Origin of the sequence: Niallia sp. FSL W8-1348 (assembly GCF_038006745.1) — a bacterium.
Lineage (GTDB): Bacteria > Bacillota > Bacilli > Bacillales > Cytobacillaceae > Niallia > Niallia alba.
On record NZ_JBBOVV010000003.1, the window covers coordinates 322,075 to 335,324 of the forward strand.

Genomic DNA, 13,250 nt, shown 5'->3' on the forward strand with positions numbered 1-13,250 from the left:
ATCATCAAATAAAAAGGCTGTTTTCGTAAAGTTTGTTGCGATTACCCGCAGCCGGAATACACTTCGCTTTCCGTGGGCTCGCGCTGAGCCTCCTCAGCTTCGCCTCCGGGGTCTCAGACAATCTCGCTAATCCCACAGGAGTCTTCGTGTATTCCGGCTGCTCCATTTTTCCAACTAATTCTTTTTTCCCATTGAATAAACAACAATCCTTTAGAAAACAGCCAATAAAAAAACATCTCAGCGTATCACTCCGAGATGTTTTTCCTATTCATTAGCCTCTTAACGAAGCACCAGCTTTTTCTTTCACTGCTTCAAGCACTTTTTCATGGGCTTTACTGATCATTTCATCAGTTAATGTTTGTTCTGGGTCAAAATACGTCAAAGAGAAAGCAATTGACTTTTTCCCTTCTTCCATTTTTTCTCCCTCATATAAATCAAACACTTGCACATCTTTCAACAATTTCCCACCAGCTTCAATAATAATGTCTTGAAGGTTGCCCGCTAAAATTTGTTTATCAACAACGAGTGCGATATCTCTTGTTACATATGGGAAACGAGGAATAGAAGTATAATGTAATGCTTCTACTTCTACAGCGAATAATTTAATCAAGTCTAGTTCAAAACAATATGTTTCTTTTAAATCTAAATCCTTTTGCATTTGTGGATGAACTTGACCGACAAACCCAATTGCCTCTCCATTAAGGACTATTTCGGCTGTTCTTCCTGGATGCATACCTTCCAATTCCGCTCTAGTGAACGTAATTTGCTCAAGAATGCCTAATTTTTGGAACAAACCTTCCAATACACCTTTTACAACGAAGAAATCAACTGTTTTCTTTTCTCCTTGCCATTGGTGAGTGCTCCAAATACCTGTAACAGCACCAGCTAAATGTTCTCTTTCCTCTGGAAGCTCTTGTTCTCCATTCGCTAAGAAAACAACACCTGTTTCATAAACAGCTATATTTTCATTTTGTCTTGCTGCATTATATTTAAGCACTTCTAATAGCTGTGGTACAATACTTTGACGTAATAACGCACGTTCTTCACTCATAGGCATCGCAAGTTTAATTGGATTTCTTTTCTCTAAAGCAAAACTATGCACTTTTGCTTCATTTGTTAAAGAATACGTAATTGCTTGATATAACCCAGCGGATTCTAAATATCTACGTGCCATACGACGCTTTTTCTGATAAGCAGTTAAAGCACCTGGTGTAGCTGCGCCAATTGGCAATGTTTTCGGTAAGTTATCATAACCAAAAAGACGTGCAACCTCTTCTATTAGATCTGCCTCGATAACAATATCATTTCTTCTTGTCGGAACAGTTATTGTGAATGTATCGCCTTCCACTTGTGTTGTAAATTGAAGACTATCAAAAATAGCTGTTACTCCATTCGTCTCTAAAGAGGTTCCTAATGTTTGATTAATTTTTTCTAGCGTAATCGAAACTACTTTTGGTTCAGCAGTTAATGTATCAACTGCTACTTCCCCTTCAAGCACTTCTCCGCCTGCATATAAATGTAATAATTGGCAAGCTCTATCTGCCGCTTGTCGTACTCGATTTGGATCAATACCTTTTTCATATCTTGCACTTGCTTCACTTCTTAAACCAATTACTTTTGATGATCTGCGAATTACTTTACTGTCAAAATAAGCAGATTCTAATAAAACAGTTGTCGTATCAGACTGTACTTCAGAATTTGCGCCACCCATTACTCCCGCAACTGCAATTCCTTCTTTTCCATTCGTAATAAGTAGATTATCCACTGATAATGTTCTTTCTGTTTCGTCAAGCGTCGTAATCTTTTCTCCACTTTGTGCTCTTCTTACTAGAATTTCTTTTGAACCAATTTTATCATAATCAAAAGCATGCAACGGTTGACCATATTCTAATAAAATATAGTTCGTAATATCTACCACATTGTTATGTGGACGAATTCCTGCTGCCATTAATTTTCCTTGCATCCATAATGGAGATGGAGCGATTTTAACCTTTTTAATTACTCTTGCTGTATATAATGGCGTAGCTGCATTCTCTTCAACAGAAACTTTAATATAATCAGATGCTTTCTCATTAATAGTTGGATATTTCGTATCAGGTAATTTTACTTCTTTTTCTAAAATTGCCGCTACTTCATAAGCTACACCAAGCATGCTTAAGCAATCTGCACGGTTAGGTGTTAGGCCAAGTTCTAAAACTGCATCATTTCGTTGTAAATATTCTAACGCATTCTTTCCAACTTCAACATCATTAGGGAAGACAAAAATACCTTGTGCATAATCTTTGGCAACCATCTTGCCTTCGATGCCAAGCTCTTGCAAGGAACAAATCATTCCGTTTGATTCTTCTCCACGAAGCTTTGCTTTTTTTATTTTGAAGTTGCCTGGAAGAACTGCTCCTACTTTTGCAACAGCAACTTTTTGGCCCTTATCTACATTGGGAGCACCACAGATAATTTGTATTGGATCGCCCTCTCCAACATCTACTAAACATTTATTCAATTTGTCTGCATTTGGATGTTGCTCACGCTCCACAACATAACCAATGACTACATTTTTAATACCTTCATCGAGAATCTCGACACCTTCTACTTCGATACCGCTCTTTGTAATTTTTTCTGCTAATTCATCAGGACTAATGCCATTTAAATCTACATATTCATTTAACCAATTATAGGATACTAACATTTTTTCTCCTCCACCCCTATTAATATTCCGGTACTGAAAATTGTTTTAAGAAACGCACATCATTTGTATAGAAATGACGGATATCATCAATTCCATATTTCAACATAGCAATTCGCTCAGGACCCATTCCAAAAGCAAACCCAGAATATTTTTTCGAGTCAAATCCGGACATTTCCAATACATTTGGATGAACCATTCCGGCTCCTAAGATTTCGATCCACCCTGTTTTTTTACACACACTACATCCTGCACCTTTACAGATGAAACAAGAAATATCTACCTCAACGGAAGGCTCAGTAAATGGGAAAAAGCTTGGACGTAAGCGGATTTCTCTTTCTTCTCCAAACATTTTCTTCGCAAAAACTTCAAGTGTCCCAATTAAATCGCTCATACGAATGTTTTCGTCTACTACAAGCCCTTCAATCTGCATAAATTGGTGGGAATGAGTCGCATCATCATTATCACGACGATATACTTTACCAGGACAAATAATTTTGACTGGACCTTTCCCTTTATGCTTCTCTAACGTTCTTGCTTGCATTGGGGAAGTTTGTGTTCTAAGCAATGTTTCTTCTGTAATATAAAATGAATCCTGCATATCCCTAGCTGGGTGATCTTTAGGAAGATTCAAGGCTTCAAAATTATAGTAATCATTTTCTACCTCTGGTCCTTCTTCAATGGTATAACCCATACCAATAAAGAGATCTTCAATTTCTTCCACTACTCTTGTAAGTGGATGGTGATTCCCCACAGCGACTGGACGTCCAGGTAATGTAATATCAATTGTCTCAGAAGCAATTTTTTCATGGACAATTGCTTCTTCTAATGCTTTTTGTTTTGCTTCAATGTGATGAGTAATTTCATCACGAATTACATTCACTAACGCACCCATTTTTGGTCTTTCTTCTGCAGATAGTTTGCCCATCCCTTTTAACACTTCTGTGATCGGACCTTTTTTACCTAAGTATGCAATACGAATTTCATTTAATTCTTTCATATCATTACTGTTTTCAATGCGTGTTAGCGCTTCAGCTTGCAGTTCTTTTAATTTATCTTCCATTACATTTCCTCCTTAATATATTGTTTTCGCATGAAAATTGGCATAAAAAAACCCCATCCCCAAAAAAGGGACGAGGTTATTGTCGCGGTACCACCCTAATTAACTTGTATGTATATAAAACAAGTTCACTTCATTTGGATAACGGTAGTCTATACCGGTACATCTTTACACCTTTCTAAAAGAAAAATGGTCCCGATGCCGACTCAGGAGGTGAACTTCATAAATGCTTTTAATAAAAATGCTTTCAGTCTACGGCATTTTCTTCCTACATTAAAAATCATCTATTACTTTTCTCCATCAATGTCTTTATTCATGTAATTTGGTTTTAATTATAATATATATCTATTCAGTTTTCAAATGCCTTTTTAGTTTGAACTCAGACTTTCTCGCATTTCCCATAAGAGTCGAACGAGTGCCTCTTCCGCCCCACATTATTTTATTTTCAAATGCTGCTTCCAACTCAATAAATGCGTACCGTTAGAAATCAGTCTATTTAAAATAATACATTAAAATTCCTGCTGCAACAGCGACGTTTAGGGATTCGCTTTTTCCATGGATTGGTATATACAAATTAGTATCTGTCTTGCTTAATACTTGTTTGCTTACACCACTACCCTCATTGCCCAAGATTAAACAAAAAGTATCTGTCTTTTCTATTTCTCGATAGTTTCTACCATTTTCAAGGGCTGTTCCATAAACAGGAATATGTCTTTCTTTTAAAGCATCAATAAAGGCAGACAAATTTGTTTTTACAATAGGCAGGTGAAAATGGCTGCCTTGCCCTGATCGGACTACTTTCGGGTTGTAAATATCTACTGTCCCTTCTCCAATTATAACAGCATCCACCCCTGCTGCATCTGCTGTTCGGATAATGGTTCCCATGTTACCAGGGTCTTGTACTTGATCAATCGCAATAAAGGTTTGGGCTGTAGACAGGATTTCTGGATAATCAAGTTGTCTGCATAAAGCAAAAATTCCTTGTGGCGTTTCCGTATCCGATAATTCCTTAATAATTTCTTTCGTTACAATCGTTATTGGTATATCTCCATAATCCCAAGAAGGAACATCAATTTCTTCTGAAATAATTAAATCGATAATAGCCTCTGCTTTAAAAGCCTCTTCCACTAAGTGGAAACCTTCTACCAAGAACGTTCCTGTCTTCTCTCTTTCTTTTTTCGTTAACCTTTTCTTCCATTCTTTAACTTGTGGATTTTTCACTGAAAGTATGTGCTTCACTTACTATTCTCCTTCATAATCACTATCTGTTCTCATATTCTTTCATTTAGGATGTTTGTATAGTTTGTTACTAATTTTAGCAGCCTAAGTTTAAATTTTTTTCATATTCCTTTATTATATCGTAAATAAAATACATAATAAACGTCATTGGTGAAATGATAAAAAATAGATATGTTCTTCAAAAACGTCTATCTATATCATTTACAAATTCTTAGAGCTGACGTTGAGAGATAATAATGGAAAGAAGGGTGCTTATTTTATGAATTTAAATTTACGAAATGCGATCATCCATAATGTAGCTGGCAATTCTCAGGATGAATTAAAGGATACAATCGTGGATGCTATCCAAAATGGGGAAGAAAAAATGTTGCCTGGCTTAGGCGTTTTATTTGAAGTAATTTGGAAGAATTCATCGGAAGAGGATAAAACAGAAATGCTGCAAACATTAGAAAATGGTTTAAAATGATTAAAAAGAAGGAGAGATCTCCTTCTTTTTAGGTTAAATTAGTCATTTAGTGCATGGAGTTTATGGGTAGTTTCTTTTGTTGCAGCATATACTCCTTTATAAATCTCATATACCTTTTTATATTTCTTTACATTTTCAGGATTTGGTAAAAACTCTTCTTTATAGTGGACAAATTTATCTACACATTCATTCATCGTTGGAAACCAGCTTAATCCAACTGCTGCAATCATAGCTGCTCCTAATCCTGGTCCTTGTTCCACTGTCAAATTAACCACTGGTGCATTAAAAACGTCAGCTTGTATTTGGAGCCAATCACTATTTTTCGCTCCTCCCCCTACAGAGACAATACGAGTAAACTGCTTATTCGCATTTTCCTCCATAAGAATCTTACTATCATTCAACGAAAAAGTGATTCCTTCTACAACAGCGCGGGCAAAATTATCTAATGTATGTCTTGTATCCATTCCGATAAAGCTTCCTCTAATTTGGCTATCTGTATATGGTGTTCTTTCTCCCATAATATAAGGAGTAAACAATAAACCATCCGAACCAATTGCTACATTATCCATATTAGAAAGAAGCTGGTCATAGCTTTTATCTGCGGCAAATGTATTTTTAAACCAGTTTAAACTATATCCAGCAGATAATGTTACACCCATAGAATAAAAACTGTTCTTTATCGCATGATTGAAATAATGAACTTTTCCTTCGTAATCTTGTTGTCCATCTGGTTCATAAGAAAGGAATACACCAGATGTCCCGATACTAGCTAATCCCATCCCTTCTTCTACGATCCCTGCGCCTACTGCTGCACAGGCGTTATCAGCACCACCTGAAAAAACAGCAATGTCGGTTGTAAACCCAAACTTCTCTGCAAGCTCTTTTTTGATTATGCCTATCTGCTCAGAGGACTCTACAAGCTTAGGGAAAATGGATAGCGGTAGCTCAAATAATTCAGCAATTGATTCGCTCCAAACCTTTTCTTCTACATTTAGTAATAATGTTCCTGCAGCATCTGAATACTCCATTTGCTTATTGCCGGTTAAATAGAAACCTAAATAATCTTTAGGTAATAGGAAGTGCTTAGCATGTTCCCATATAGTCGGTTCATTTTCTTTTACCCATAGCAGTTTAGGCAAAGTAAAACCTTCTAACGCTTTATTCTTCGTGATGTGAATAACTTCCTGTCCTGCTTTATCCATTATATTTTGACATTGCTTACTTGTTCTTACATCATTCCACAAAATGGCGTTTCTTAGCGGTGCTCCATTTTCATCTAATAAAACTAAGCTATGCATCTGTCCAGAAAAGCTAATCCCTTCCGTCTTGGACGCTGCTTCTGGAAACGCTTCAATAATTTCTTTTAGCACAATATCTAATGCTTCAATCCAAACATTAGGATTTTGCTCACTAAACTTTGGCTGTGGAGTTAAAAGCTCGTATTCAGAGCTTTTTGTTATAAGCACATTTCCTTCTTTATCCACTAGTAAGCCTTTTAATGAACTAGTCCCTAAATCAATTCCAATTACATATGACATGTTAATTGCTCCTTTCATAAGTAGAGTGAAAACAAGGAACAAAGGGATGTCTCACTTAGAGATTCAGACTTCAACATGTATATCTAGTAGATTTGTCTTAATAAGCTACTACTAATGAATATACTTGTGATGCCAGCTCCTTCTACCTGAGACACCCCTTTATTGGTGTTACCTTTTTATTTTTTTATTGTTTTAGAAAACTGCCATTTTTTATATTCTATTAAACTAAATAATCGTTTAAACGAGATTTTAAGAATTCTAGATGATTTGGTTCGTTTTCAATTTGATCATGCTGTAATGCATACTCTGCTAATGTTTTTAAGTTTTCTTTTCCTTCTACAATTGATTTACCGATACCAGTTGTATAGCTTTTATATCTGCGTTCAATCTCTTTATCGAAGAATCCATCTTCTTTTAATTTTGCCGCTGATTTTAAACCGCGTGCAAAAGTATCCATACCAGCGATATGTGCAAGAATTAAATCTTCCATTGAGAATGAAGAACGGCGTACTTTTGCATCAAAGTTGATACCACCAGGAGCAATTCCATCATTTTCTAGCACTTGATACATTGCTAGAGTTGTATCATAGATGTTAGTTGGGAACTCATCTGTATCCCATCCAAGCATTATATCCCCCTGGTTTGCATCTAGAGATCCAAGTGCATTATAGCTTCTTGCTACTGCCATTTCATGTTCAAAAGTATGTCCTGCCAATGTAGCGTGGTTTGCTTCTAAGTTTAACTTAAAGTATTTATCAAGATCGTATTTTTGTAAGAATGCCATTGTAGTAGCTGCATCAAAATCATATTGGTGTTTTGATGGTTCCATTGGTTTTGGCTCAATTAAGAATTGAACTTCATGATTTAATTCTTTTGCATATTCAACAGCCATATGGAAAAGACGAGCCATATTATCTTGTTCTAATTGTAAGTCCGTATTTAGTAGAGACTCATATCCTTCACGGCCACCCCAGAATACATAATTTTTGCCGCCAAGCTTTTTGCTAATTTCCAATCCTTTTTTCACTTGTGCTGCAGCATATGCGAACACTTCTGCATTAGATGAAGAAGCTGCACCATGTACAAAACGAGGGTTTGTAAACATATTTGCTGTATTCCATAGTAATTTAATGCCTGTTTGATCCATTTTTTCTTTAATTAAATCTGTAATTACATCTAAGTTGTTTAAGAACTCTTGAAGAGTTTCACCTTCTGGAGCAATATCTACATCATGGAAGCAAAAGAATTCAAAGCCCATTTTTTCCATTAATTCAAAGCCAGCTTCTACTCGATTTTTTGCTGTTTCCATTGGCGTTTCGCCAAACCAGTTACGAACATTTGTAGCTGCCCCGAATGGATCGGATCCATCTTGTGTTAATGTATGCCACCATGCCATGCTGAATCGTAAATGTTCTTTCATTGTTTTTCCTAATACTACTTCCTCTGGATTGTAGTGACGATACGCAAAAATATTTTCTGTTTTTGTTCCTTCATATTTTACTTTTTTAATCATTGGAAAAAATTCCATTCTAATTCCCTCCTAATTGTTATAAAAGATATTTTTCATTTTTAACTTACTTTTTTCTAAGTAGCAATTCCATTTCTCTACTAATCTATTAAACCACATTTAATTTGTTAGTTCAACATACTAACTGAATTAATCATAAATCCAACAGAGTTTTTTGTCAAGCGCTTACAATAGCTTTTTTACAATTTTATTTGGAAATTAGATAGAAGTATTTTAATTAGTATGGTAACCTAACAATATGAACATCGTTAAAAGGTGATTAATCAGTTTGGAGGAAAATAATGGTCACAGATAAATATGTAATTAGAGAACAAAATGCTTCTCTTGTAATGGAGCAAATTGTTCAACATGCCCCGATTTCTCGAGCGAGCCTCTCATCCAATATTGGTTTAAATAAAGCAACCGTTTCTGATATAACAAAGAAGTTACTCGAGGATAAACTTATTGAAGAAATCGGAATCGGAGCAAGTAGCCATTCTGGTGGAAGAAAACCTATTCTTCTACAATTAAATAATAAAGCAGGTCTGTCGATTGCCATCGAGCTTGGCTATGACTTCATTTCAACAATGGTTACTTATTTAGACGGAGAAGTGGTTTTCTATAATAAAGAAAGAGGTACATTTATCACAAAAGAGAATGTCCTTTCCCATATTGCTAGTATTATTGATAAATATGAGAAAATAAGCAATCTGACAACGTATGGTATTATCGGAATTGGCATTGCCATTCATGGTATTGTCAACGACAACAATATCTTATTTACACCCTATTATGATTTAGACAAAATAGAACTTTATGAAGAATTGACGAAACTGTATCCTTATCCTATTCATATTGAAAACGAAGCAAATTTAACAGCAATAGGAGAGTCTACTTTTTCAACGGAATTTAATAACCTAATTAGTTTAAGTATTCACAGCGGGATTGGCGCAGGAATTATTATTGATGGTCAATTGTTCACAGGTTTAGACGGTAGAGCTGGTGAAGTTGGACATTCCATTCTGTATCCAAACGGCAAAAGTTGTCCCTGTGGAAATAAAGGCTGTCTAGAACAATATTGTTCCGATAAAGTACTCCTTGAACAACTTAAAGACAGAAAACAGTTATCCGATGTTACTCCAGATTTATTGGCTGAACTCTATTACGCTCATGATTCGATCGTACTAGAGATTGTTCAACAACATTGCTACAACCTCTCAAAGGGAATAAACAATATTATGACCTTTTTTGCACCCAAGGTTATATTTATGAATAGTTCTGTCATTCGGAGAATTCCTGAAATACTTTCATTAATTAGTGATAACTTGGAAAGTTCCTTTAATAAAGATATTATCATTGAAAATTCAAGTCTTGGTTCTAAAGCATCTTTATTCGGTGCTACCGCGCTAAACATTCGTAATTTCTTAAATATTTCCCATTTAAAAATTATGAATGCGGAATAACTTTTGTTTAAATAAAAGGTTGTTTTCTAAAGGATTGTTGTTTTTTAAATAGGAAAAAAATTAGTTGGAAAAATGGAGCAGCCGGAATACACGAAGACGCGACGAGATTAGCGTGGGCCCCACGGAAAGCGAAGTGTATTCCTGCTGCGGGTAATCGCAACAAACTTTACGAAAATAGCCAAATAAAAAGAATGGCACAGTCCTTATAAAAAAGATGGGGATTGCATCATTCTTTTTTCTCTTCGCTATTTTTAAATTTAATGAAACTTTTCTCTCTCTCATCTCGTTAATAGGAGTATTAAGTGAAACTTCCATCAGTGGGGGGAGTCTTACTGTCCGTTAAGAGTGGGATAAATTTAAAGAATGGTATAATGTTTATGAATAATGATCACAATCTTTACAGGAAATAGAATGAGTATGCTATACTTGCTATACAAAATATGAAAAAGGTGAAAAATTTTGACAAAGAAGAAATTTCATTATTGGTTACTGCAGATTCTCATCATTGCTGCGATTATTTATCTATGCACCAAAATTTCATTCTTATTTAAGCCAGTTGCCGTATTGTTCTCCACCCTTTTTGTGCCAATTATCATTACTGGTTTCTTATACTTTTTGCTTAATCCAATCGTTAAATTTTTGCAAAAAAATAAAATTCCTAAAACACTCGCCATTATTATTCTTTATGTTGGCGTGATCGGAATTATTATTTTAGCTATTGGTAGTATTGTGCCGATGATTAGTAAGCAGGTCAGTGAATTGTTCAGCAATATTCCCAAATATGCAGATGATGCAGTTAAATATTTCCAATACTTAAATGATACAAAACAGTACAAATGGATTATGAACCAAGAATATGTAAAAATAGAGGATATTACGGAAAACTTAAAAGCATATGCTCAAACGATTCCAAGCAATATAACAAATGGAATTGGCTCAATCATTAGTACCATGACAAATATCACGATAACGATTGTGACAGTACCATTTTTGCTTTTCTATTGCTTTAAAGATGGTAGTAAATTTCCAGAGGCCTTATCGAAATTCTTTCCATCTTCTTATCGAAAAGAAGGCTTAAAAATCATTAAAGATACAAGCGAAACAATCGCTGCCTATATTCAAGGACAAGTTATTGTGGCACTGTTTGTGGGAACCTTATCTTTAATTGGTTATTGGATTATCGGCCTTGATTATGCACTTGTAATGGCTTTAGTTGTTGCTGTTACAAATATCATTCCATATGTTGGGCCATTAATTGGTGGAGCGCCGGCTGTTATCATTGCCCTTTTCACCTCACCAACACAAGCGTTGCTTGTTATTATCGTTATTACCATCGCTCAACAAATTGAAGGGAATATTTTATCACCATTAATTCTTGGAAAAAGATTGGATACTCATCCAGCAACAATCATTATCCTTTTATTAGTGGCAGGAAATTTAGCAGGCATTTTAGGAATGATTCTTGCTGTACCAACATACGCTGCTATCAAAACGATTGTCATTAATATAAATCGCTTACTTAAAGCACGGAAAGCGGCCATTTTAAATACACAAATTCCTCCTATAAATGATTCTAAAATTTAATATAGCAATATTACAGAAGCCCAAATCAGTGTATTTGGGTTTTCAGTTTGTCGACAAAAAGATTTTTAGAAACTTAAATGGAATTTTCATGCGTTGCTTGGAGTGGAAGGGGGGAGACTCCTGTGGGATTAGCGAGGAAGCTGAGACCCTGCAGGCCAAAGGCCGAAGCGGCTCAGCGCGAGCCCCACGGAAAGCGAACCCCTGAAGCGGAAAGCAACATCCTATTCAAAGAGACTAATAAATATACTATATACACACCTCTATTTCTAAAATTTAGGGATTTGTCTACAGTCTGGAAGCCCAAATCAGTGTATTTGGGCTTTTTCTTGTGTCCTATTAATGCCAATTAAGAGTAAAAAGGGAGTTCGATTAAAAAATCAAACTCCCCTTAAAATAATCCTATGAAAATGTTAATCCATCTACTGTTTCACGATCTAATTTCTTAATAACTTCTACAATTAATTTTACCGCATTTTCATAGTCGTCACGATGAAGCATTGCAGCGTGTGAGTGAATATAACGTGTTGCAATGGTAATTGATAACGATGGAACACCTTTATGTGTTAAATGAATCGAACCGGAGTCTGTTCCCCCTCCTGGCACGCTATCAAATTGATAAGGAATGTTTAACTCGTCCGCAGTATCTGTAACAAGATCACGCAATCCTTTATGAGCAACCATAGAAGCATCATATAAGATAATTTGTGGACCTTTGCCCATCTTACTTAGCGCTTCTTTTTCTGTCACTCCTGGTGTATCTCCTGCAATACCAACGTCTACTCCGAAACCAATATCCGGCTCAATGTAGTTCGCCGCTGTTTTTGCGCCGCGAAGACCAACCTCTTCTTGAACAGTTCCAACACCATAAACAATATTAGGATGATTGCTGCCTTGTAAATTCTTTAATATATCAATTGCGATGGCACAGCCAATACGGTTATCCCAAGCCTTCGCAAGAAGCATTTTCTCATTATTCATCACTGTGAATTCGAAGTATGGAACAACCATATCGCCTGGTTTTACACCCCATTCCATTGCTTCTTCTTTAGAAGATGCACCGATATCAATAAAAATATCTTTAATGTCTATTGGTTTCTTTCTTGCTTCAGGACTTAATACATGTGGCGGTTTTGAACCTGTAATCCCAGTAATTTCGCCTTTACTTGTAACAATCGTTACTCGTTGAGCAAGCATCACTTGAGACCACCAGCCACCAACTGTTTGAAAATATAAAAAGCCTTTATCATCAATACGAGTTATCATAAATCCAACTTCATCAAGATGACCTGCAACCATTATTTTCGGCCCATTTTCTTGCCCAACTTTCTTGGCAATTAAACTTCCTAAATTATCTGTAGTTACTTCATCTGCATATTCTGCTATGTACTTTTTCATTACTTCTCTTGGTTCTTTTTCATTTCCTGGTATGCCTTTTGCATCAGTAAGATCTTTCAGCATCGTTAATGTTTCATCTAATTTTACCATTACTTCGACTCCCTTAATAAAATAACTTCTTCATTATTATACTAGAAAATAATTATAGTACAAAGTATTAGATACTACCAAAGTGTATCTTTCACCAAAGTAGGCTAACTTCCTATGCATACGGGTATAGTAAAGAATCCCTTACTTATATTATGTATCAATTCTTTGTTTCTATTTATTTAAATATTTTTTCTCAAAAAGTGAAACCTTTTTTCAACTCCATCG

Annotated in this window: 9 protein-coding genes and 1 other annotated feature; of the genes, 3 read left to right on the forward strand and 6 right to left on the reverse strand. The window is 35.5% G+C overall.

Annotation, left to right across the window (positions count from 1 at the left end; genetic code table 11):
• Positions 1-271: 271 nt before the first annotated feature.
• From pheT to NST60_RS24340, 3 genes are all read right to left on the reverse strand, one after another.
• Entirely contained in the window at positions 272-2,686 is a 2,415-nt protein-coding gene (gene pheT / locus NST60_RS24330; protein WP_101730671.1) for a phenylalanine--tRNA ligase subunit beta, read from the reverse strand.
• A gap of 19 nt (positions 2,687-2,705) precedes the next feature.
• A complete protein-coding gene (gene pheS, locus NST60_RS24335) occupies positions 2,706-3,746 on the reverse strand; it encodes a phenylalanine--tRNA ligase subunit alpha (protein ID WP_341100619.1) in 1,041 nt (346 codons plus the stop codon).
• Positions 3,747-3,809: 63 nt separating this feature from the next.
• Positions 3,810-4,056: a binding site (T-box leader), on the reverse strand.
• Positions 4,057-4,235: 179 nt separating this feature from the next.
• Positions 4,236-4,982, reverse strand: a complete 747-nt coding sequence (locus NST60_RS24340) for a TrmH family RNA methyltransferase (RefSeq protein ID WP_169188945.1) — start codon at positions 4,980-4,982, stop codon at positions 4,236-4,238.
• Positions 4,983-5,241: 259 nt separating this feature from the next.
• Between NST60_RS24340 and sspI the strand changes: the two genes are divergently transcribed.
• The gene (gene sspI, locus NST60_RS24345; RefSeq protein ID WP_101730668.1) at positions 5,242-5,448 is read left to right on the forward strand and encodes a small acid-soluble spore protein SspI; all 207 of its coding nucleotides are present in this window, start codon (positions 5,242-5,244) and stop codon (positions 5,446-5,448) included.
• Positions 5,449-5,486: 38 nt separating this feature from the next.
• Here the strand turns inward: sspI and xylB are convergent, their stop codons facing one another.
• Both xylB and xylA read right to left on the reverse strand, forming a co-directional pair.
• Positions 5,487-6,986: a xylulokinase gene (xylB, locus tag NST60_RS24350; protein WP_169188946.1), complete on the reverse strand. Its 1,500-nt coding sequence runs from the start codon at positions 6,984-6,986 to the stop codon at positions 5,487-5,489.
• Positions 6,987-7,206: 220 nt separating this feature from the next.
• Complete coding sequence (gene xylA / locus NST60_RS24355; RefSeq protein ID WP_101730666.1) at positions 7,207-8,514, reverse strand: xylose isomerase; 1,308 nt, start codon at positions 8,512-8,514, stop codon at positions 7,207-7,209.
• 281 nt (positions 8,515-8,795) lie between these two features.
• On the opposite strand from xylA, the gene NST60_RS24360 reads away from it, so the two are divergent.
• Both NST60_RS24360 and NST60_RS24365 read left to right on the forward strand, forming a co-directional pair.
• Positions 8,796-9,956 carry an ROK family protein gene (locus NST60_RS24360; protein WP_169188947.1) on the forward strand — a complete coding sequence of 387 codons (1,161 nt, stop codon included), beginning with the start codon at positions 8,796-8,798 and terminating at the stop codon, positions 9,954-9,956.
• A gap of 459 nt (positions 9,957-10,415) precedes the next feature.
• Positions 10,416-11,540 (forward strand): AI-2E family transporter, encoded by a 1,125-nt coding sequence (locus NST60_RS24365; protein ID WP_016201795.1) that lies wholly within the window; start codon positions 10,416-10,418, stop codon positions 11,538-11,540.
• Between the two features lie 399 nt (positions 11,541-11,939).
• Here the strand turns inward: NST60_RS24365 and NST60_RS24370 are convergent, their stop codons facing one another.
• Positions 11,940-13,025: a M42 family metallopeptidase gene (locus NST60_RS24370; protein WP_169188948.1), complete on the reverse strand. Its 1,086-nt coding sequence runs from the start codon at positions 13,023-13,025 to the stop codon at positions 11,940-11,942.
• Positions 13,026-13,250 lie beyond the last annotated feature (225 nt).